Consider the following 21,157-nt stretch of genomic DNA (forward strand, 5'->3'; position numbering starts at 1 on the left):
AATCTGGAGTATAAAGATGAAAAAAAATGCAGCCCACGTCAACCCTCTAAGTCCAGAAGTTGCAGATAAGCTCCTGGACCTCTTGGCGACAGATGATAATTTTCGTGATCTTTTCAAAAACTCGCCAAAAATAGCATTACTAAGGCTTGGTCACCCGTCTTCAGATATTGATCTCACTGCACCACATCTGAAGGTTGAGGCACTAGCTGACAAAGCTACCATCGCTAAAGCACGCGACGAGATTCACCGGAGCCTAATATCATCGGCTGCGATGCAGCCCATTCGACTAAATGTTTCGTTGGGATCCACCCCCCAACTCAAGAAAAAGGCTGACTTCTCATTCGGGATATTGGGAAATCAACAATGGCAGAAAGCATCGTGAGAATATATTCTTTCGTGTTTTAGATGCCTTTATTTGCCGCCGCCCATCGAAATTAGTGGAAATTTGATGCTGGTGGCGGCAACTAAGATATTGGCATGCACCTCTACCGACTCTCGGCAATTCAATGCCAGCTAAAACTAGAGGTCTGCGGGTGGTGTTGACCACGAAATTCGACTGGTGTTATCTCACCAGTCTGTCATGCGGTAACTGTCGTTGTAGTCTGTCGAGACCGGCGGCCGCTTGGTCGCCGGCCTTTACTTAAAAGCTGTCCTGATTAGCACTGAGCGTAAGCTATAGCAATTCCGTGACCTTCCCAATTCAGCCTAATTCAGCACGCCAATGGCATCCTCGCTGAAAAAATTTTGGCCAGCACTGCCGTCTCAGTAACACCGACAGCGTAACCCGTGGAAAAACCTTAGGACACGTGGCGCCGCCACCAGGCCGGTAGCGACAAGCAGGCTGACGGTCAGGGCTAATCAGGAAAGCTGCTCCGTCAAATGAGATGGTTAATTCAATAGCGTGACTCTTCTACACAGAGCTATTGGTGATCGAGTCGATTGGAGTCGCATTTTCCACTCCAAATCGTACTAGCTGGATCCAGTTCTGTTGTGACCATGGTTTGGGCACGCCAACCGAAGCCACAAACAGCTGAAACACCTTGCGATATCGGGTCCAGTCCCAAAGCGCGCTCGAGATGTTTTTCGTTGACCGCGCAGGTGATAAATGCGCCCAGGCCAAGATCCGTAGCCGCAAGATACAGTGTCTGCGAGAGGTGTCCGGCTTCCAATGCAACTACCCGATAACCTTTCGCGTGTTGACGGTATTTCCAAAAAGTTCTATCGAAGTGCGGAACCAGCGCAATCAAGACGTGAGCATCCGCAAACCAGTGTTGTTGCCCGACAGCCTGCATGACGAAATCATCGGAACATTCAACCCCTGCGACAGGCTCCAATGCATGAACATCTGCGCGATAGTGATAGATGCCTGCCGCCAGCCCGTCAACATGCCTTACCAGGATGTAAGCTTCGATTGGATGCAAGCCGCCACCAGACGGAACATTTTTTTTCAGGAAGACCAGATCCTTGCCGACTTCCACCTGAGCCTGCGCGCCAAAGACACGCTGCAGCATGTGGGAAAACATTTGAAGGGGGACCGCTCTGCCTTGATCGAAATTACGGCAGGTGACCCGACGTCCAAGCAAACCATCGAAATCGTTCGGGGACATCGCTGGCAGGCCGATCAATGTCTTGTTATCGAGGGTCCGCTGAACCTCAGGCGGCGCGGGGCCGAGGACACGACGCATTGCAACAGCCGTCTCAGTCCCAGAGTCTCGCGTGTTCTTGACCGCATCAACACCATCCCAGCGCGTAAAGGCGTGCAGTACCGCTGCGAGCGGATGCCAATGCGACGCTCTGAGTCGCTCATCGTTTTGGGCGACTAATGCGTACCGCGCTTGCTCATCTATTACCAGACCTTCGCCAATCAACCCCTCCAGTGTTTCAGGGTCGAAGTGCGATCTAGGTGTCCAGTGCGAAGGGCTGAGGCCACCCAATAACTGGCACTGATCTTCCGTCACTGCCACTGGCGCATCGAGATGGGGCGCTAGCGCAAACCACTCCATGACGTGCTGCAGTCCATTACCTCCCTGCAAAAGACTCTCCAACGTGTAGAACACGGTTTCCCGTGGCTCCAGCATGACAACTGCACAACGTCTGACCCGCATCAGCTTCTCCAGCGAAATGAAATACAACTTACGTGGCGTACCTGCGATAGTTATAGCGTCTCCCAGCTACCTAAACTTGAGTCCGTTGCACGACAGCCCTCAAGCCAGCAACGCTAGAGCCGCTATGTGATACTTCACCCACTTGAAGAACCCAAAGATGCCGACGCTGAAACTTGATCCTGCAGTTGCAAGCAAATTGATCGACCTGCTATCTACGGACGACACCTTCCGCACATTGTTCGTCTCAGATACGGTGACAGCGTTACAGCAGGTCGGGCACGTCGCTGCACCTGATGACGATATTGAGGCCTTCGTGCGCGATTGTACGAGCAGCATCCAGCTTGCCGACAAGGATGTGATCGCGAGCGCCCGTGAACAAATCAACACCATGCTGACGTCGGGAACCTCACATATCGTTCCTCAACTGGATGCCGGCTATGACGGCGATAGAACCCTTAAGTAATTCGACAGATGTAAGGCACAGGTAGCAGGGTTGTTAGCCCTGCGCCTCCGCAATCCAGGAAGCTTCTGCAGCTTTCAGATCTATAACGTTAAGCGCCTGCAAGCAGTATCCGCATTCGATTTCCGCATAGGCCAGTCCCCGGCGATGCCGCATCCAGTTGTTTTGGATGCGCGCATCTTCACTGCGCTGCGCTAGTCGTGCCGCGCGCATTGCTGTGGCGCGTGTCTGGAAGCGCGATGCCGAATCCAGATAGGGCGTGAGCGAGCGGAATGCATCGGCCGGTCTACGATTGACAAGCAGAATTTCGGCATCCACTACTGCGCCCAGTTCAACGATCAAGCGGTTGGCATAGGCCAGTGGCGTTGTTCTGACCCGTTCTAGAACCTTCGCCGCACTCGATGTGTCTCCCGCACGCACCATCACTAGCGCTGCGGCCAGAGCAGTAGACAGGTTATCGATGGTATCGATTGGTACGTCCTTACTTAGGTCGTGCAGCGCAAGCTGCGCACCTTCCTTGGCTACCTCTACAGCTTTAAGGCGCTGTCCCGACGCCAATAATGCAGTCGCCAAGGGAACGTAGTAATTGATGCGGTCGGTGCCTTGCTTGGCAAGGCCTGCATTCAAGCCAGCTTGGGCGTGCGCAACTGCACCACGCAGATCGCCTTCGTCAAGCGCGATGGTCGTTCGGGTGATGCCAGCATGAAAGTTGTTTGTCTCAACTTTTGCAAGCGCGGTACGTGCACCAGAAAAATCACGCTTGGCGGCAGCTACAGCGGCCTGGCGGAGCAGCGCGCCATTCCAACCCGCATTCACAGCTTGCGCCACTGCACGATCGGCCTGATCGTATTGACCTAGAGCAAGCAGGATGCGCCCATACATGTCTAGCGATATGCTGGAAAGATCGTACTTTCCCTGCGTCGACATGTGCGCGTAAGACAGGGCCTCAGTAAACCTGTTTGCAACGAATAGATCCATCGCTGCATTGGCTTGAGCAGGGGCATAGTCTGGATACAGCTCTGCCATCTGAACCCAGGAATCGGCGGCCTGTGCTGGGTCCAGAATCTGCACACCCCAACTCTTAACGTAAAGAGCTTCACGTGGTGGAAGCCTGGATTTGAACTTTTCGGCAACCCTAAGTTTTTCGGTTGCCCTTCTATAATCGACGTTGGCAAAGTGAGCACGTACTTGCCCTAGCCAGGCCAATGCGAAGTGAGGATCTATATCCACTGCTTTCTGGTAGAAATCCAGTGCAGCGGCATACTTTCCCTCGGAGTAGCGCTTTTGACCAAGCGCATATGCGCGCAGCGCGTCCAGACTGGATGTCGTAACATCTGGCAGCGGAGGACTATTTTTACGAATGCTATCTCGGTTTTCGCCGAGCTGGCTTCTCAAGTCACCGGTGACCTTATCAACTGCAGCAAGGATGGAAGGGCTGGAGCCCAGAGCTGTGCTCACTGCTACGGTCTGCTGTGTTTTTGGGTCGACGACTTCCACAACAAAACGCGTGCGTCCGCCTACGTAACCAACCGAAGGAAGCAATACCACACGCGCACCTGTACGCATTGCTACGTCGGAAGCATTCTTGCGATCCAGTGGCTCCTTGTAGGGATCTTTACGCATCAGCGCCAGCAGCTTCAGCGCTCTGTCCTCACTGAGCACGTTGACATAGCGCGACTGCTCCAGGCTGATCCGAAAAGCCTGATCCAGTGAGCTCTCCAGCATAACGTCGTCGGTAAGGTTGCGTACCGTCCCTACAACTACCCAATCCCGCTCGGCGAATGCAAGCGCCGGTTGCGGGCGCGCAAACACCCAAACGGCAAAAATGATTCCAAGCGCCACTCCTAACTCTGCGACCAACGCCGCCGGCCGCCGCCATAGCGGGATATCGCGCCACGCCTTGGCTGAGTTCTTCGGCAAGCGCAACGGCGTCAGACCGATTTCGCCAACCTCGTAAATCTCCATCGGCGTCGGCACGCCCTTGAAGCGCCAACGGCCGTGGGATTTCCAGAGGATGCGTTCGGCGCGGTTGCCCAGCTCGCGGGCGGCGCGGTGGGTCAGCGACTCGGCAACGGCCGAGACCAGAATCTGACCCGGCCGTGCCATCGACATCAGGCGCGCGGCGGTCGGCTTGGCCAGGCCTTCCACTTCCAGCGGCTTGGCGCCGATGCTGACCGCTTCGTCGCTGTTGCGCCAGGTCAGCACTTCGCCGACATGCAAGCCCTGGCGCGCACGCAGCGTCAGCGTGTGGGCCGCGCCCATCGCGCTGAGCCCGCGCGCGTAATCCAGTGCGAAGCCCAATCCATCGATGGGCCGATCGAACAACAGCAGCAGACCGTCGGAGCGGTCGATCAATCGGCCGCGCCAGTGCTGCTGCAGTTTGACCACCAGCCGATCGTGCTCGCGGAACAGGGCTGCTGCGGCGTTGTCGCCGATGCGTTCGACCAGGGCGGTGGAATCGCATAGATCGGTCAGCAGCAGGGTGCGCAGACGCGGTGCATTGATCGCCTCCGACGACGCGTCCTTGCGTGCGTGGGTGCGTGCGCTCATTGCTCAGCTACCGTCCGACGCGAACAGGTTGCCCGTGCCCGAGACGGGCGCTTCATGCATGCACAGCATATTGCCGCCCTGCCGCTTGGCATCGTATAGCGCGCTGTCGGCCAGCGTGTACCAGTCGTTCCAGGCCGCATCGGGATCGATCATGCACAAGCCCACGCTGACCGAGCAGCCTTGCTCGCTGGGCCCATTGCATAACCGCGCATCTACCGCGCGCACAAGGCATTCGCCGATGTGATGCACCAATTCTCTGGTGCCCTGCGCGACCAGCACGCAGAACTCGTCGCCACCCAGGCGACAGGCGAGATCGCCTTCGGCGATGACCGAACGCAGCGCGTGGGCGACGTTCTGCAGCATGCGGTCGCCGGCCAGATGCCCGAACTCATCGTTGATGCGCTTGAAACGGTCGCAGTCGATCAGGATCAGCGCCACGCCGGGCACGTTGCCTGCGCGCCGGCATTCCTGCAGATGCAGGGCCAGGCCACGCCGGTTGTGCAAGCCGGTGAGCTCGTCGGTCCGGCTGAGTTCTTCGGTGTGGTTGAGCTGGTGCGAGGTGACGTAGAGGTTGTCCAACGCCGCTTCCAGATCATGGTTGCGGCGGCGCAGTTGGCGGATCAGCAGTTGCTCGTTGTTGACCACGCGCACGATGGTGCGGCGCAGGAAGTGCGCCACCATCGACGGGTCGTGATCGACCAGACGCTGGAAATCGGCGTGCGCCAGTTCGATCAAGCGGCTGTCGGTCGCGGCGCTGGCACCGGCACTGCGGGCGTGGTCGCCGATCAGCAGGCCAAGCTCGCCAAAGAATTCGCCCGGACCCAGGTGCTTGAGCATCAGATCCTCGCCGAAATCCAGGTCGATCTGGCCACTGACCACGATGAACATCTGCGTGCCGACCGCACCGCGCTCGAACAACGCCTGGCCTGCGGCTAACGTACGGGCACGGCCAAAGCGGGCGAAAAACGCCAGTTCCTCGGCGCTCATCAGTGCATGCAGCCCGTCCGACAGCGTCTTTGCGATGCCCCCCGTCGGCTCGACTGCGCCCGCAGCATTGTGGCAAGTCATTCCGGTTTCCTTAGGCCGACATACAGCGTTAGCCCACGGACAAATCCTACAGGAGCGCCTTGTTCAGTACCAGGTCACATCGCTTCTCATTTATTGTGAGACAAGCTGTCGGGTATTGCAGTAAGAAGTAGGGCTGGGTTTCCCGAGCCCGTCGTGACGGCGTGGTGAACCATCGGGGCATGCTGCGGGCCCACGCTGCCGGCCCGCCTGCGGCAATACACAGATGCTTGAAACAACTGGCGCAGGCAGGATGCCTGCCATATGCGCGGCCAACGGTCGCGCCGCCGCGCATATGGCAGCTGCTCAGGCCGCTTTGTCCCCATGAAACTGCTCTTCCTCGGTGGAGCCACGCAGTGCCGTGGTGGACGACTGGCCCTGCTGAATTGCCTGCGTCACCGCATCGAAGTAACCGGTGCCTACCTCGCGTTGATGCTTGACTGCGGTGAACCCCATGTCCGCTGCGGCGAATTCCGCCTGCTGCAACTCGACGAAGGCGCTCATCTGACGGCGGGCATACCCGTGGGCCAGATGGAACATGCCGTAGTTCAGCGCGTGGAAGCCGGCCAGGGTGATGAACTGGAACTTGTAGCCATAGCTTGCCAACTCGGTCTGGAACTTGGCGATGGTGGCGTCGTCCAGGTGCTTCTTCCAGTTGAAGCTGGGCGAGCAGTTGTAGGCCAGCAATTTGCCGGGAAATTTTGCATGGATGGCCTGCGCAAACGCACGCGCGAATTCCAGGTCCGGCTTGCCGGTCTCGCACCAGACCAGATCTGCATACGGTGCGTAAGCCAGCCCGCGGCTGATCGCCTGATCCAGCCCGTTGCGGGTCTTGAAGAAGCCTTCGACGGTGCGCTCGCCGGTGGTGAACGGCTGATCGTTTGTATCGACATCGCTGGTGATGAGATCGGCCGCTTCGGCATCGGTGCGTGCAATCAGCAAGGTGGGCACGCCCAAGACGTCGGCGGCCAGACGTGCGGCATTCAACTTTTCGATCGCCTCGCGCGTGGGCACCAGCACCTTGCCGCCCATGTGGCCGCATTTTTTCACCGACGCCAGTTGGTCTTCGAAGTGCACGCCGGCCGCGCCGGCTTCGATCATCGCTTTCATCAGCTCGAAGGCATTGAGCACGCCGCCGAAGCCGGCTTCGGCATCGGCCACGATCGGCTGCAGGAAGTCGATATCGTCGTTGCCTTCGGCGTGATGCAGCTGGTCGGCACGCAACAAGGTGTTGTTGATGCGCTTGACCACCGCCGGCACCGAATCGGCCGGGTACAGCGATTGGTCCGGATACATCTGCCCGGCCAGATTGGCATCGGCCGCCACCTGCCAGCCGGACAGGTAGATCGCCTTGAGGCCGGCCTTCACCTGCTGCATCGCCTGGTTGCCGGTCAGTGCGCCCAGCGCATTGACGAACGGCGTGGCATGCAGCGCGGTCCACAACTTGTCCGCGCCCAGCCGCGCCAACGAATGCTCGACATGCACGGTACCGCGCAGGCGCACCACATCGGCGGCGGTGTAGTTGCGGGTGATGCCGGCCCAGCGCGGGTTGCTGGCCCACTCTTTCTGGATCTGTTCGGCGGTCTGCAGTGTGTTGCTCATGGTGCGTTCTCCTGACAGGAATACGGCGGATGCAACGAGGAAGGAATTGCGCGTTGAGGTGTGTTCAAGACATGGCAAGGCCGTCGTTGCACGTGGGCGCAATCGGGCGGTGTGCGGTGTTGACGTAGTGCGTTGCGTTGATGGGTTGCAGCGACAGCAAGCGTGCTGTGGCGTGTCGCTGCAGCGTGTCGATCAGTCGATCAAGCGATATGCCGGCACGGTGAGGAAATCGGCCAGTTCATCGGCGCGGCTGAGTGTTTCCAGCAAGGTAATGGCGTCGTCGATGCGCGCAGCGCCAGGCAGTGCGTTGGTCGCGCCCAGGCGTGCAGGCAGCGCACGCAACGCGGACTGCAATAACTGCTGATCGATGACAGTGCCGTCGTCCAGGTGCGTCCGGTGATGCAACCACTGCCAGAGTTGTGCGCGGCTGATTTCGGCAGTCGCGGCGTCTTCCATCAGGTGATGGATCGGCACACAGCCATTGCCGTCCAGCCAGGCGGCCAGGTACCGCACGCAGACTTCGACATTGCCCTCGAAACCGGCGCGGGTAACGGTGCCCGGCGAAGGTGCAATCAGCATATCGCGCGTCACCTGCACATCGTTGCGCAACACATGCTGCTGATGGGCGGTGGGCATATGTTCGTCGAACAGGGCCATCGCCACCGGAATCAAGGCCGGATGCGCCACCCAGGTGCCATCGTGGCCAGCGGTCACTTCGCGCAACTTGTCGGCACGCACGCGCGCCATCGCCTGCTCGTTGGCCGCTTCGTCGTGATTGATCGGAATCTGCGCGGCCATGCCGCCCATCGCATGTGCACCACGCCGATGGCAGGTCTTGATCAGCAGCTCCGAATACGCCTTCAAGAACGGCTGGGTCATGGTGACCTGGCCGCGTTCGGGAAGAACGCGGTCGCGGTGCGCACGGAAGGTTTTCAGATACGAAAAGATGTAGTCCCAGCGCCCGCAATTGAGCCCCACGATACGGTCACGCAGCGCGTGCAGGATCTCGTCCATCTCGAACACCGCCGGCAGCGTTTCGATCAGCACGGTGACCTTGATCTGGCCATGCGGCAAACCGAGCATCGCCTCGATATGCGCCAGCGCGGTCTCCCACAGCGCGGCCTCTTCCATGCTCTGCAGCTTGGGCAGGTACAGATACGGGCCGCGGTCCCTGGCCAACAGCGCGCGTCCGTTGTGGAAGGCGAACAGCGCCGCGTCAAACAGCCCACCGGCCAGCGGCTGGCCATCGATGCGCACGTGCTTCTCATCCAGATGCCAACCGCGCGGGCGCACGATCAACACGGCGCGCTCGTCTTCGGGGCGCAGCGCGTAGTGCTTGCCGTTGGGCGCATCGAATGTCAGATCGCCGCGCACGGCGGCGGCCAGGGTGCGCTGACCGGCCAGCAGATTGCGCCAGGTCGGCGCGGTGGAATCCTCGAAGTCGGCCATGAACACCTTGGCGCCGGAGTTCAGCGCGTTGATGACCATCTTCGGATCGGTGGGGCCGGTGATCTCGACGCGACGGTCCTGCAGCGCCGACGGCAGCGCGGCCACGCGCCAGTCGCCCTCGCGGATGGCGCGGGTGTCGGGGCGGAAGTCCGGCAACTGGCCGGCATCGAAGTCGGCCTGACGGATTTGCCGCTGCGCCAGGCAGCGTTGGCGGCCGGGTTCGATCGCACGGTGCAGCGACACCAGTAAGGCCAGCGCTGCCGCCGGCAGCAGTTCTGCCTGGCCAGACACCTGGGTGGTCAGCGCCAGCCCGGGGGTGGCGTGTTCGTTGGAGCGGGGAGCCAAAGCGGTGGCAGACATGGTGGAAGTCCTAGTGCGTCCGGAACCCCACCGTGCGCCGACGGCAGTTATTTGACAAAACAGTTTTATCAATGCAGTAAATAAGCTGGACTTATATTTATCCGGATTTAACCGCAGCCATGGCGCCAACCCCTCGATTTTCCTACAAATCCGACCGTCTCAAGCCGCTGCGTGCGTTTTGCCAGACCGTCCGATTGGGCTCGGTCTCACGGGCAGCTGAGGCGCTGTACGTCAGCCAGCCGGCGGTGACCCTGCAGTTGCAGGCGCTGGAACGCGACCTCGGCGTCGCCTTGTTCGAGCGCTCCGGGCGGCGGCTGGCACCCAGCCGCGAGGGCCAGCTGCTGTACGACATGGCGCTGCCGCTGGTGGAAAGCCTGGACGGGTTGGAGGCGAGCTTCCGCGAGAAGATCCGCGGGCTGGATGCCGGTGAACTCACTATCGCCGCCAACAGTTCCACCATCCTGTACCTGCTGCCGCGCATCGTGGAAAACTTCCGCGCACGTCACCCGGAGGTGCGCCTGACCCTGCACAACGCGATCAGCGCCGATGGCACCGACCTGCTGCGCGAGGACGCGGTGGATCTGGCGATCGGCTCGATGCTGGACGTCCCGGCCGACCTCAACTACGCGCCGGTGTATCGTTTCGAGCAATTGCTGATCACCCCACCCGATCACCCACTGGCCAGCAAAGCCAGCGTCTCGCTGCAAGACCTGTCACCGTATCCGTTGATCCTGCCGCCGCGCCGGCAGGTGACCTATCGCCTGGTCGATCTCATCTTTCAGCAAGCGCGGGTGCCCTACACCGTGGCGCTGGAGGTGGGCGGCTGGGAAGTGATCAAGCAATACGTGGCGATGGGCATGGGTATCTCCATCGTCACCGCGATCTGCGTCACCGATGCCGACCGCGACAAGCTCGCCACGCGCTCACTCAAGGATTATTTCCCGACCCGCAGCTATGGCGTGGTGGTGCGCAAGGGCAAGTATCTGTCGCCACAGGCACGCGCGTTTATCGAACTGATCCAACCGGACCTGTTTACACCCCGTGGTTATGACGAGGGCGGGGATTCGGAGCGGTAAACGTGCGTGTGACCATTGAGCGAACGCTTGGAGACAAGCACGTTCAACACCTGCAAATTGCGGTTTTCTTTTCACTGCGGTTGCTCAGAAAATTGCAGATCCGCCCTTGGTCACCTTCTCCCGCATACGACAGAAGGACACGCTTGCGTGCAGGAATAAAGCGTTGCCTGCGCGCAGGATGCAAATCGCTTGCGCGGCGGTAACAGATCATCCGAATGCCTGCTTCCCTCTCCCTCCTAAGGAGAGAAGCGCCAGAAGGGAGCGCCTGCGACCGTCAAACACAGCTTCGAAGCGATCGACCGCAGCGGCAACACGCGTACCGGCGTTTCGCGCATCTTCTTCGGGCTGGCGCAGGCCGATAGCAGCGATGCACACCAGGAGATGCAGCAAAGAGTGCGCGCACAAGTTCACCGCGCATCGGCACAAGACCCATCTTGTTCCCAAGCTGTTCGTCCGCGTCAAAATCCTCCATGACAAGCACGACTACACTGCGCAGCGTCATCATTCCCCGTCGCCCTCCCACGTCTCGGTCGTCCCTGCCATGGCTTCTTCCCGCCTTCCCCCTTATGCCGATTCGCCGCAATTTCGTGGCGGACGGTTTCGCAATGTGCAGCCGTTACCGACCGTCAGGCTGAGCCTGCGCGAGCGGATCGGCTTGCTATGGGCGTTCGCCTTCAACAAGCCCAGCGGCACGGTGCCATCCACGCCGTTGCCGGTGCAGCCGCTGACGCGCGCGCAGTTGCTCGCCGCACCGGACCGCAGCCTGTACCGGCTGGGCCATTCCACCGTGTTGATGAAGCTGGCCGGCGGGCTGTGGCTGACCGACCCGGTCTTCTCCAAGCGCGCCTCGCCGGTACCGTTTTTCGGGCCCAAGCGCTTTCATGCGCCGCCGATTGCGCTGGACGATCTGCCAGCGCTGGCCGGGGTGATCCTCTCGCACAACCATTACGACCATCTCGATCGCGCCACCATCCTGGCGGTGGCCGATCGCGTTGGCGTGTTTGTCGCACCGCTGGGTGTGGGCGACCTGCTGGTGCGCTGGGGCGTGGACCCGGCCAAGGTGCGGCAGCTCGATTGGTGGGACACGATCACGCTCGATGGCCTGCAGCTGACCGCCACCCCGTCGCAACATTTCTCCGGGCGCGGACTGTTCGACAGCGGGCAGACCCTGTGGTGTTCCTGGGTGATCCAGGACGGCGACCTGCGCCTGTTTTTCAGTGGCGACGGCGGGTATGGCCCGCACTTCAAGACCATCGGCGAGCAGCTCGGCCCGTTCGATGTAGCGCTGATCGAAAACGGCGCGTACGACCATAAATGGCCGCACGTGCACATGCAGCCGGAGCAGAGCCTGCAGGCGTTTCTGGATATCGGCGGCCAGACGCTGCTGCCGATCCACAACGGCACGTTCGATCTGGCGATGCATGCATGGCAGGAGCCACTGGACCGGATCGTGGCGCTGGCCGATAGCGCCGACATTGCACTGGTCACGCCACGCATGGGCGAGCGCGTTGATGTGAATGCACCCGGCAATCGCCTGCATTGGTGGCGGCAGGATGAAACCGCGATCGCTTCGGATGCACCGGTGGCAATGCGGTAAGCGTTGCATGGTGGGGCTGGCACGTACCTGTGGTGTGTGTGCCAGTGTCTCTCCGTCGGCAACGCGCACTGTCGATCGATGCAGGATCCTTGCGCTACCGCGCAGGGGCGCAACTGACTAACGCGTGGCAATGTTGCACGGTTTTGGAGTCGGCGCAGGACGCCATCGTGGGTGACGCGGCATCACGCATTTACCAGCACCTTCATGGGCTCAGTGGCTGTTGGATGTCTTTTCCGCTTGGTGCGGTTTGCCCAATGGCGTAGCGCGATCGCCTTGACGCGCATGCTGACGCGGAAGCCAACAGCGTCCATTACAGGCGCTGCCACTGCAGCCCTTCGCCATGCCGGTAATACACCGCAACCGCCTTGCCATAGACGGCCGAGGCATCGACCAATCCGAAGTAACGTCCATCCAGGCTGTTGCCACGGTGGTCGCCCAGCATCAGCAACTTGCCTGGCGGTACCGTCAGCCCTGCGATATTGGGACCGCCGCCATTGCCGAGATTCAATTGCGCCAGATGCGCACCGAAACGTTCGGCACTGCGACCTTCCCGTGCAAGCGGCACGTCGTTGATCTGCAGATGCCCGTCGGTCAAGTTGACCCGGTCGCCCGCCACTGCCACCACACGCTTGATCAAACGCGTGCCATCGCGCGGCGAATCGAACACCACCACCTCACCACGCTGCGGTCGATCGCCATCAACGACGATGCGGTTGCTCAGCGGCAGATGCCAGCCGTAGGCATGCATGTCCACCACCACACGGTCGCCCGGCTCCAAGGGTGGGCTGCATCGAGCCGCTCGGCACCTGGTAGTGGTTGGCGAACGAGGAACGCGCGGCCGTCATCAGCACCAGTAACACCAACAACGGCAGCAATTCCTTGCGTGACCAGTGTGCAGCGCGTTGCAGACGGGAGGCGGTGGGATTGGGTTGCTTCATGGGGCACCTGTTGGTCTGAATTGATGGCCGGCGATGGCCTATCGAAGATGCGCTTGCGCCCCGGGCGGGCGGAAGTGACGAAAGGCATGGCACGGCCCACGTTGCTGTTGTCTGGTTGTTACTTTGGTTGTTGCCTGGTTGTTGCCCTGGTTTTGGCATTGGCTGTTGTTGTGCTCTGGCTATCGCTTCCGAGGCCCCATACCGAACAGCAAAAGCAAGCAAGAGCACAGCGACAGCATGACTTGCTGAACCCCATACACAAAAAAAAACGGGATGGCGCATGGCCATCCCGTCTTGATTGCTAACTCCAATGGCTACACGTGCATGCGCCAACGACGCGCACGCATCGCTCCGTCACTCACTCCGTCAAACCACGATTCTCCAGCAGCGCCTTGACGCTGGGATCCTTGCCGCGGAAATCCCGGTACAACGTGGCCAAGTCCACCGTATTGCCACGCGAAAGGATCTTGGCGCGGAAGATATCGCCGTTCTTGCGGTTCAAGCCGCCGTTCTCCTTGAACCATTCGAACGCGTCGTCGTCGAGCACTTCCGACCAGAAATAGGCGTAATACCCGGCAGAATAGCCACCGCCCCAGATGTGGTCGAAATAACTGCTGCGATAGCGCGGCGGCACTTCGGCCAGGTCCACCTTGAAGCGCTTCAACGCGTCGGCTTCGAACTTGCTCACGTCCTGCAACGGCGCGTCGGCCGGCTGGGTATGCCAGGCCAGGTCGAGCAGCGCCGCCGACAGGTATTCGGTGGTGGCGTAACCGCTGTTGAAGGTCTTGGCCTTCTTGATCTTCTCGACCAGTTCGGCCGGCATCGGCGCACCGGTCTGGTAGTGCTTGGCGTAGTTGGCGAAGACCTTGGGGTCGGAGGCCCAGTGCTCGTTGAACTGCGAGGGGAACTCGACGAAATCGCGCGAGGTGCTGGTGCCAGCGATCGAGGGGTATTTCACCTTGGAGAACATGCCGTGCAGCGCGTGGCCGAACTCATGGAACAAGGTGGTGACGTCATCGAAACTCAGCAACGCCGGCTGGCCGGCGGCCGGCTTGGTGAAGTTGCAGACGTTGTAGACCACCGGCTTGGCACCGGTGAGGCCGTCCTGCTCGACGAATACGTCCATCCAGGCGCCGCCGGACTTGCTGTCGCGCTTGAAGTAGTCGGTATAGAACAGCGCCATCGAGGTGCCGTCCGCATCGAACACTTCATACACCTTCATGTCGGCGTGATAGGTGGGGATATCGGTGCGCTGCTTGAAAGTGATGCCGTACAGCTGCGTGGCCGCATAGAAAACGCCGTTCTGCAGCACGTTATCCAGTTCGAAATACGGCTTGATCTGGGATTCGTCCAGGTCGTACTTGGCCTTGCGCACCTGCTCGGCATAGAAGTCCCAATCGGAGGCGGCGAGTTTGAAACCACCCTTCTGCGCATCGATGACCTTCTGTATCTCGCCCACTTCGCGGCGCGCCTTGGCGGTGGCCGCCGGCACGGTATCGGTCAGCAGCTTGAGCGCGGCCGCCGGGGTCTTGGCCATCTGGTCGCCCAGGCTGTAGGCGGCGTAATTGTCGAAGCCGAGCAACTTGGCCTTTTGCGCACGCAGCTGGGCCAGGCGCTGGATGGTCTGGCGGGTGTCGTTGGCGTCGCCCTTTTCTGCACGCGTTTCCGAGGCCTTGAGCACGTCGGCGCGCAGCTGGCGGTCCTTCAGCGAGGCCAGCACCGGTTGCTGGGTGGTGTTCTGCAGCGCCAGCAGATACTTGCCATCGAGCTTGCGCGCCTTGGCCGCATCGGCGGCGGCGGCGATGTCGCCCTCGCTCAGGCCATCGAGTCTGGCCTTGTCGTCCACCACCACCGCACCAGCGGCCGAGGCGGCGACCAGACGGGTGTGGAACTGGGTAGAGAGCGTGGTCTCTTCGATGTTGAGCTTGCGCAGGCCGGCCTTGTCGGCATCGGACAGCTGCGCACCGGCGCGCACCAGTTCTTCGTAGTCGCGTTCGAGCACGCGCTTCTGCTCCGGCTCCAGGCTCAGCGTGTCGCGCTGGTCGTAGAGGGTTTTGACGCGTGCGAAGAGTTTCGGGTCGAGATTGATCTCGTCCTGGTGTGCGGCCAGCTTGGGCGCGATCTCTTCCTGGATCTTCTGGCGGGCATCGCTGGTATCGGCCTGCACCAACCCGAAGAAGATGCGCGACACGCGCGTGAGCGTTTCGCCGCTGCGCTCCATCGCGTCGATGGTGTTGTCGAAGCTGGCCGGCTCGGGGTTGTCGGCGATCTTGCGAATGTCGGCCAGGTGCAGGCGCATGCCTTCTTCGAAGGCCGGCAGGTAGTCGGCATCCTTGATCTTGTCGAACGGCGGCGCCTGGAACGGCAGCGTGCTGGCGGTCAGCAGCGGGTTCGGCGCGGCATCGGCGGCCGGGGCGGTGGCGGTCTTTTCGGGCACGGTGGTGGACTCCTTACCGGACGGCTCTTTTCCAGAACAAGCAGCCAGCGCCAGGGTGATGGCTGCGGCTAGAACGACGGTACGCGACATGGCGTGTGATTCCTGAGTGGGCGGGCGAAGCATCCGGCAACGCTAGCGGGTTTGGCGGCCGCTGGCATGTGCCGTTGGATTGGGTGCTGGGGCGGTGTTGGCGATGGGGAGGGTTGGTTGCGGCTGCTGCGCCCTCATCTGCCCTTCGGGCATCTTCTCCCGCACGCGGGAGTAAGGACGTGCTTGCGTGCGGGAGTGAGGAGTCGCCTGCGCGCAAGGCGACGTGCTTGCGCGAAGGACGACGGACTCACCCGGATTAGCTTGCCTTCTCCTCTGCTTGGAGAAGGTGCCCGACGGGCGGATGAGGGCGGCTCCGACCACACGCGAGGTCAGATCGCCCGTCAGAGCGTCTCGTCCTTGAAAATCGACACATGCGCAGTGCCGTCGGCGCCGATCCAGCCGCGATACATGCCTTCGGTGTTGAACGGGAACGCGATGTTGCCTTGCGCATCAAGCGCGATGGCCCCGCCGTCGCCGCCGGCCTTGGGGATTTCCTGGTCGATCACCGTCTCGGCCGCCTGCTGCAACGATTGGCCGGCGTATTTCATGCGCGCGCAGATGTCGTAGGCCGCCACCGCACGGATATAAAACTCGCCCCAGCCGGTGCCGGACACTGCGCACTGGCCGTTGGCATAAGTGCCGGCGCCGATGATCGGGGCATCGCCGACGCGGCCGTAGCGTTTGTTGGTCATGCCGCCGGTGGAGGTGCCCGCGGCGAGATGCCCATCGCGGTCCAGCGCCAACGCGCCGACGGTGCCGAAGTGCTTGGCGGTTTCCAGGTCGAGTGCGGCCTGCGCCTGGCGGTCGCCAGCTTCGGCCTTGAGCGCTTTCTGTAGCTGCTGCCAGCGCTTGTCGGTGCGGAAATAGCTCGGGTCGACCAAGGTGATGCCCTGCGCACGCGCGAACTGTTCGGCGCCGTCGCCGACCAGCATCACGTGCTTGGAGCGGTCCATGACGCTGCGCGCCAGCAGGATCGGGTTCTTGACCGTATGCACGCCGGCGATCGCACCGGCCTTGCCGCTGGCGCCATCCATGATGGCCGCATCCAGTTCGTTCTTGCCGTCATGGGTGAACACCGCACCGCGCCCGGCGTTGAACTGCGGGGCATCCTCCAGCACGGTGATGGTGGCGGCCACCGCATCCACCGCGCTGCCGCCGCGCGTCAACACCGCATGGCCGGCACGCAGCGCGCGTTGCATCGCTTCGCGTGCCTGCGCTTGTTCGTCAGGGGAGAGGCTGGATTTTTCCACGCCTGCGCCGCCGTGGATCACCAGCATCGGGGTGGCGGCCAGTGCCGGGCCGGCACATAGCAGCAAGGAAAGGCACAACGCACGGGCGGATGAAGTAATCATGGTGTTTCCTCAGACTTTCATGGCAGCAAATGGCGACATTCGCACTGCGGGAGGTGCCACTGGCAAGACAGTCTCGTCTTATGCACGCTTCCCTGATCTATCGAATACACCCTGGGTAAGGCAGCACTGCGACACGGTGTCGGCTTGAATGAAGCATTAGCTGCGTTACTCATAACCGCGCCCAGCCCATAGAAATAGAGCGAACGCCTGCCAAGGATTGCCTGGCTTGGGTCCAGGCAGCTCGCCGAAAGATGAGGTAGTCGCCCACGCGCATGCTGCCTCAAGAAAGTCGGCGATTGACTGATTCGCCCATTCCCCCTGAAACCCATCGAGAGTAACCGCAAGAGAATCTGCTGAACGACGATCAGCAGCTAGGAGCTCAGCAAAGCCCACGAACGATGCCTCATCCTGCACGGCTTCTAGAACTTCGAACAGTCTGTCTCCCATTGCGCGTTGAACCCTCGGCCTTTTGTCTGGGTAGATAGCGCCCTTGAGTCACGAAGGAAGAACTACCTCATGCAAGAGCCCTAACTTGCCCGCTGCTCTCGTGTCTGGTCCAGCATCTGTGGGCAAGGCACATCGGCACCCTGCACGCTATGGCACCTACAACGTATCGCGATGCTTGCCGCGCCACGGCCGGTACCAGGTGCGGATGGCAGCGATATCGGCGGCCATGTCGGTGCCGGTCCAGAACGGCTCGCCGATGCCCACGGTCTTGCTGGGGTAGTCGAAATACACCGGCAGGATCGGCACCTTGGCGTCGGAGGCGATCTTCCAGAAACCGGCCTTCCAGTGCTCCACGCGCTTGCGGGTGCCTTCGGGGGTGATCACGTACCACATCTGCTCGGAGTTGCGGATCAGCCGCACCGCCTGGCCGATGGTGCCCTGCGGCGAGCTGCGGTCCAGCGGGATGGCGCCGAGTTTGCGCAGCAGCGGGCCCAGCGGCCACCAGAACAGTTGCGCCTTGCCCAGCACGCGCACATCGAAGCCCAGCGCGAACTTGGCCGCAAAGCCGACAAAGCCGTCCCAGTTGGACGAATGCGGGGCGACGATCATCACCAGCTTGGGCTCGTCGGGTAGGCGCCCGAGCAGGCGCCAGCCGGTCAGGCGCAGTGCCGTGCGCCCCAGCCAGCGGCCGAAGCGGCCGTGTGCGCGAGGCATTCTGGGTGGAGAGGGCTGCAGCAGGATGTTGGCCTGTGTTACCGGTGGCAACGACGGGTCGGTGTGACTCACGCTTACTCCCAGTGGGACGCAGAGCGTCCACGCTTGATATGGCTGCGCTCACGCTTGGCATCCAGCCGCCGCAGCTTGGCACCATGACTCGGTTTGGTGGCGACCCGGCGCTTGGGCACCGACAGGCACGCACTGATGATCTCGACCAGCCGCTCGCGCGCATCGTCGCGGTTGCGGTCCTGGGTGCGGAAGCGCTGCGCGTCGATCACCAGCACGCCCTCGGCGGTCATGCGGCGATCGCGCCGCGACAGCAGACGCGCGCGCAGGGGTTCGGGGAGCGAGGGCGACCCGGCCACGTCGAAACGCAGTTCCACCGCAGTGGAGACCTTGTTGACGTTTTGCCCGCCCGCGCCGCTGGCGCGCACGAAGCGTTCGACGAGTTCGCTGGGCGGAATCGTCAGGCTGGGGGTGATCTGGATCGGGTCGCTGGCCATGTGCGCCGATTGTATCGGCACCGGCAGGGACGCGCGCGCGAACGCCGGCTTCCCGTATGCTGCGGCCGGTTCCCAGATTGCAGGATGCTCCGATGACACCCCTCCGTTCCGTTGCCGCCGCCCGCGCCTTCGCGCGCCGTCTGATCGTGCTGGCCGCGCTGGCGATTGCCTCGCCCGCCGCGTTTGCGCAGGCGCCCAGCGATGCCGACATCAACCGTCTGCTGGCCGCTTCACGTGCACAGACCATGCTGGACACCATGCTGCCGCAGATCGAAGCGATGCAGCAGCAGCAGTTCGCCCAGCTCACCGCGCAGCGCCAGCTCGATCCCAGCCAGCAGGCGCAGCTGCAACGCATCCAGGAGCGTACCCGCCAGACCGTACGCAAGGCGCTGTCGTGGTCGGAGTTGCGGCCGATGTATGTGGACATCTACAAGCGCTCCTTCTCGCGCGAGGACGTGCTGGCGATGGCCGAGTTCTACGAGAGCTCGGCCGGCCAGAGCCTGCTGGACAAGACCCCGGCACTGACCCAGAACCTGATGGGCGCGATCCAGCAGAAGATGCTGCCGCTGTTTGCCGATCTGCAGAAGGATCTGGAAAAGATCGTCAATGAGCCTGCTGCGGGGCAGAAGCCCTGAGCGGCGGGGATTGGAGAATCGAGATTGGGGATCGGGAACCGCGTGATCGCTGCGATGGGTGCGGGTGCGGGGTTGGATTGCGTTGTTGGTGACGGCGGTGCGTTACCTTTCCGGTGACGGAAGAGAACAGTGCATCCTTCTCCCGCCGGGAGAGCGCCTGTTACAAGCATGCCCCCATCCGCCCTTCGGGCACCTTCCCCCGCAGGCGAGGGAAGGAAGCAGATCGGAAGGCGAGCAGGGAAGGAAGCAACTCGGAAGGCAAGCAGGGAAGGCGGCAACGCGGGGACGGCGAGCATTGAGCGTGGCGCTTGAGCCCCTCTCCCGCCTGCGGGAGAGGGGTTGGGGTGAGGGAACGCCTGCGTAGATTTCTTGCAGGCCGAGTGGACGTCTCGATCTCTGAACCAGGCGCGCCGCATCACGCCGTCTGCATGACTCCCAACCCCGCCATCTCCCACCCGAACAACGCACAGGCCTTGGCGAACTCCACATCCAGCGGCGCAGTGACGCTGATGCGCCTGCCATCGGCCGGATGCGGGAACCCCAGGCGTTCGGCGTGCAGCAGCATGCGGTGAATACCGAGCATGCGGAAGCTGCGGTTGTGGCGGCCGTCGCCATGGCTGGTGTCGCCGATCATGTGATGCGACAGATGCTTCATATGCCGGCGAATCTGCCGGAAGCGCCCGGTCTGCGGCTGGCAACGCAGCAACGCATAGCGCGAGGTGGCAAAGCCGGTGGACGGGATCTCCAGCTCGCCGGTGGCCAGGCGCTGAAAATGCGTCACCGCCGGCTTCTTGACCGGCTTGCCGGGCCCGCCGTCCAGATCGTGGTCGACGATGAAGCGCTCCTCGGCCGGCCAGCCGCGACAGACCGTCAGATAGTCCTTCTCCAATTCGCCGGCCATCAAGGCCTTGCCCAGCGCGCTGGCGGCGTCGCGATCGAAGGCCAGCAGCAGGCAACCGCTGGTGGCGCGGTCGAGCCGGTGGACCAGGAAGATCGGCCGACCCAGCTGCTCGCGCAGGCGGTCGGCCAGAAAGTCGTCCTCTCCCCGCGCCAGCTTGCTGTCGTGGACCATCAGGCCCGCGGGTTTGTCGACGACGGCCAGGGCATCGTCCTGGTAGAGAATCTGCAGATGCTTGGGGGATGTGCTCACCGGCGAATTATCCGCGTCGCCGACAGCGTATGCCACCGCGGCGCTGTGCCGACCAGCCCCGTTGAACGGACCGACAAGCCGTGGCCGAGCCTGCGGATCGCTCACCACAAGCGCTCTCAGTACGGCGTGCCGTCCTTGTGCCGGTACGCCCACTGCCCGTCTTCGGCGGTGACCAGCATCAGATCGTCGTCCGGGTAGGTGATGCAATCGCCGGCGCTGCGGTCGCCCACTTCCAGATACGTCACCGCCGCCTGACTACGGTTGATCAGGCAATGCGCATCGCCGTCTCCGGCGCGGAAACCGGCGCACATGCCCGGCTGCAGCAGTTGCTCGCCTGCGTTGGTCATCAGGCTCGGCGTGCCGCTGACGATGTAGACGAATTCATCCTGCAGCGAATGCCCGTGCCGCAACGCCGAGCGTGCACCCGGCGCAAGCGTGGTCAGGTTGACGCCGACGTTGCGCAGCCCGAACACGGCACCCAGTGTGCGTTTCTAGCGACCATCCATCTGCGCGGCGAACACCGGCGGATAACTGGAATTCTGCGTGCGCGGCGGCACATCGAGCGCGGCAATCGGCGCAGCGGGTGGGGTTGCGTCGAATGCATCGGTTGCGTCATCGGGCATG

15 protein-coding genes and 2 pseudogenes are annotated in these 21,157 nt (G+C 62.0%); 5 read left to right on the forward strand and 12 right to left on the reverse strand.

Annotated features, from left to right (window positions below):
* Nucleotides 1–16 precede the first annotated feature (16 nt).
* Entirely contained in the window at nucleotides 17–382 is a 366-nt protein-coding gene (locus GGR61_RS15185) for an NHLP-related RiPP peptide (RefSeq protein ID WP_184622403.1), read from the forward strand.
* Between the two features lie 538 nt (nucleotides 383–920).
* Here the strand turns inward: GGR61_RS15185 and GGR61_RS15190 are convergent.
* Entirely contained in the window at nucleotides 921–2,105 is a 1,185-nt protein-coding gene (locus GGR61_RS15190; protein ID WP_184622471.1) for a putative peptide maturation dehydrogenase, read from the reverse strand.
* Nucleotides 2,106–2,262: 157 nt separating this feature from the next.
* Between GGR61_RS15190 and GGR61_RS15195 the strand changes: the two genes are divergently transcribed.
* Nucleotides 2,263–2,568 carry an NHLP-related RiPP peptide gene (locus GGR61_RS15195; RefSeq protein ID WP_184622405.1) on the forward strand — a complete coding sequence of 102 codons (306 nt, stop codon included), beginning with the start codon at nucleotides 2,263–2,265 and terminating at the stop codon, nucleotides 2,566–2,568.
* Nucleotides 2,569–2,601: 33 nt separating this feature from the next.
* Here the strand turns inward: GGR61_RS15195 and GGR61_RS15200 are convergent, their stop codons facing one another.
* From GGR61_RS15200 to aceB, 4 genes are all read right to left on the reverse strand, one after another.
* Nucleotides 2,602–5,115: a putative peptide modification system cyclase gene (locus GGR61_RS15200; protein WP_184622407.1), complete on the reverse strand. Its 2,514-nt coding sequence runs from the start codon at nucleotides 5,113–5,115 to the stop codon at nucleotides 2,602–2,604.
* 3 nt (nucleotides 5,116–5,118) lie between these two features.
* On the reverse strand, nucleotides 5,119–6,183 hold the full coding sequence (locus tag GGR61_RS15205; RefSeq protein ID WP_184409442.1) for a GGDEF domain-containing protein: 1,065 nt from the start codon (nucleotides 6,181–6,183) through the stop codon (nucleotides 5,119–5,121).
* Between the two features lie 303 nt (nucleotides 6,184–6,486).
* On the reverse strand, nucleotides 6,487–7,782 hold the full coding sequence (gene aceA / locus GGR61_RS15210; protein ID WP_184622409.1) for an isocitrate lyase: 1,296 nt from the start codon (nucleotides 7,780–7,782) through the stop codon (nucleotides 6,487–6,489).
* 192 nt (nucleotides 7,783–7,974) lie between these two features.
* Nucleotides 7,975–9,591 carry a malate synthase A gene (aceB, locus tag GGR61_RS15215; RefSeq protein ID WP_184622411.1) on the reverse strand — a complete coding sequence of 539 codons (1,617 nt, stop codon included), beginning with the start codon at nucleotides 9,589–9,591 and terminating at the stop codon, nucleotides 7,975–7,977.
* A 119-nt stretch (nucleotides 9,592–9,710) separates the two neighbouring features.
* Here aceB and GGR61_RS15220 point away from each other — a divergent pair, with 119 nt between their 5' ends.
* A complete protein-coding gene (locus GGR61_RS15220; RefSeq protein ID WP_184622413.1) occupies nucleotides 9,711–10,667 on the forward strand; it encodes a LysR family transcriptional regulator in 957 nt (318 codons plus the stop codon).
* A gap of 541 nt (nucleotides 10,668–11,208) precedes the next feature.
* Nucleotides 11,209–12,264, forward strand: a complete 1,056-nt coding sequence (locus tag GGR61_RS15225) for an MBL fold metallo-hydrolase (RefSeq protein WP_184409297.1) — start codon at nucleotides 11,209–11,211, stop codon at nucleotides 12,262–12,264.
* 310 nt (nucleotides 12,265–12,574) lie between these two features.
* Here the strand turns inward: GGR61_RS15225 and lepB are convergent.
* From lepB to arfB, 5 genes and pseudogenes are all read right to left on the reverse strand, one after another.
* Nucleotides 12,575–13,202: pseudogene (gene lepB / locus GGR61_RS15230) on the reverse strand (signal peptidase I).
* A 358-nt stretch (nucleotides 13,203–13,560) separates the two neighbouring features.
* Nucleotides 13,561–15,729 (reverse strand): peptidyl-dipeptidase Dcp, encoded by a 2,169-nt coding sequence (gene dcp / locus GGR61_RS15235; protein WP_184622415.1) that lies wholly within the window; start codon nucleotides 15,727–15,729, stop codon nucleotides 13,561–13,563.
* 341 nt (nucleotides 15,730–16,070) lie between these two features.
* Complete coding sequence (locus GGR61_RS15240) at nucleotides 16,071–17,081, reverse strand: isoaspartyl peptidase/L-asparaginase (RefSeq protein ID WP_184622416.1); 1,011 nt, start codon at nucleotides 17,079–17,081, stop codon at nucleotides 16,071–16,073.
* Between the two features lie 603 nt (nucleotides 17,082–17,684).
* Nucleotides 17,685–18,314: a lysophosphatidylcholine acyltransferase gene (locus GGR61_RS15245; RefSeq protein WP_184409293.1), complete on the reverse strand. Its 630-nt coding sequence runs from the start codon at nucleotides 18,312–18,314 to the stop codon at nucleotides 17,685–17,687.
* 2 nt (nucleotides 18,315–18,316) lie between these two features.
* Complete coding sequence (gene arfB, locus GGR61_RS15250; RefSeq protein WP_024743182.1) at nucleotides 18,317–18,748, reverse strand: alternative ribosome rescue aminoacyl-tRNA hydrolase ArfB; 432 nt, start codon at nucleotides 18,746–18,748, stop codon at nucleotides 18,317–18,319.
* Between the two features lie 56 nt (nucleotides 18,749–18,804).
* Here arfB and GGR61_RS15255 point away from each other — a divergent pair, with 56 nt between their 5' ends.
* Nucleotides 18,805–19,383, forward strand: a complete 579-nt coding sequence (locus GGR61_RS15255; RefSeq protein ID WP_184622417.1) for a DUF2059 domain-containing protein — start codon at nucleotides 18,805–18,807, stop codon at nucleotides 19,381–19,383.
* Between the two features lie 415 nt (nucleotides 19,384–19,798).
* On the opposite strand, the gene GGR61_RS15260 is transcribed toward GGR61_RS15255, so the two are convergent.
* Together GGR61_RS15260 and GGR61_RS15265 are read right to left on the reverse strand one after the other, a co-directional pair.
* The gene (locus GGR61_RS15260) at nucleotides 19,799–20,569 is read right to left on the reverse strand and encodes a pseudouridine synthase (protein ID WP_184622418.1); all 771 of its coding nucleotides are present in this window, start codon (nucleotides 20,567–20,569) and stop codon (nucleotides 19,799–19,801) included.
* 80 nt (nucleotides 20,570–20,649) lie between these two features.
* Nucleotides 20,650–21,156: pseudogene (locus GGR61_RS15265) on the reverse strand (cupin domain-containing protein).
* Nucleotide 21,157 lies beyond the last annotated feature (1 nt).

Origin of the sequence: Xanthomonas sp. 3058, from assembly GCF_014199765.1 — a bacterium.
Taxonomy (GTDB): Bacteria; Pseudomonadota; Gammaproteobacteria; order Xanthomonadales; family Xanthomonadaceae; genus Xanthomonas; species Xanthomonas campestris_B.

Coding starts and splice junctions, on each gene's coding strand:
- GGR61_RS15185 (WP_184622403.1), top strand. CDS start 17: ATGAAAAAAAATGCAGCCCACGTCAACCCTCTAAGTCCAGAAGTTGCA.
- GGR61_RS15190 (WP_184622471.1), bottom strand. CDS start 2,105: ATGCGGGTCAGACGTTGTGCAGTTGTCATGCTGGAGCCACGGGAAACC.
- GGR61_RS15195 (WP_184622405.1), top strand. CDS start 2,263: ATGCCGACGCTGAAACTTGATCCTGCAGTTGCAAGCAAATTGATCGAC.
- GGR61_RS15200 (WP_184622407.1), bottom strand. CDS start 5,115: ATGAGCGCACGCACCCACGCACGCAAGGACGCGTCGTCGGAGGCGATC.
- GGR61_RS15205 (WP_184409442.1), bottom strand. CDS start 6,183: ATGACTTGCCACAATGCTGCGGGCGCAGTCGAGCCGACGGGGGGCATC.
- aceA (WP_184622409.1), bottom strand. CDS start 7,782: ATGAGCAACACACTGCAGACCGCCGAACAGATCCAGAAAGAGTGGGCC.
- aceB (WP_184622411.1), bottom strand. CDS start 9,591: ATGTCTGCCACCGCTTTGGCTCCCCGCTCCAACGAACACGCCACCCCC.
- GGR61_RS15220 (WP_184622413.1), top strand. CDS start 9,711: ATGGCGCCAACCCCTCGATTTTCCTACAAATCCGACCGTCTCAAGCCG.
- GGR61_RS15225 (WP_184409297.1), top strand. CDS start 11,209: ATGGCTTCTTCCCGCCTTCCCCCTTATGCCGATTCGCCGCAATTTCGT.
- dcp (WP_184622415.1), bottom strand. CDS start 15,729: ATGTCGCGTACCGTCGTTCTAGCCGCAGCCATCACCCTGGCGCTGGCT.
- GGR61_RS15240 (WP_184622416.1), bottom strand. CDS start 17,081: ATGATTACTTCATCCGCCCGTGCGTTGTGCCTTTCCTTGCTGCTATGT.
- arfB (WP_024743182.1), bottom strand. CDS start 18,748: ATGGCCAGCGACCCGATCCAGATCACCCCCAGCCTGACGATTCCGCCC.
- GGR61_RS15255 (WP_184622417.1), top strand. CDS start 18,805: ATGCTGCGGCCGGTTCCCAGATTGCAGGATGCTCCGATGACACCCCTC.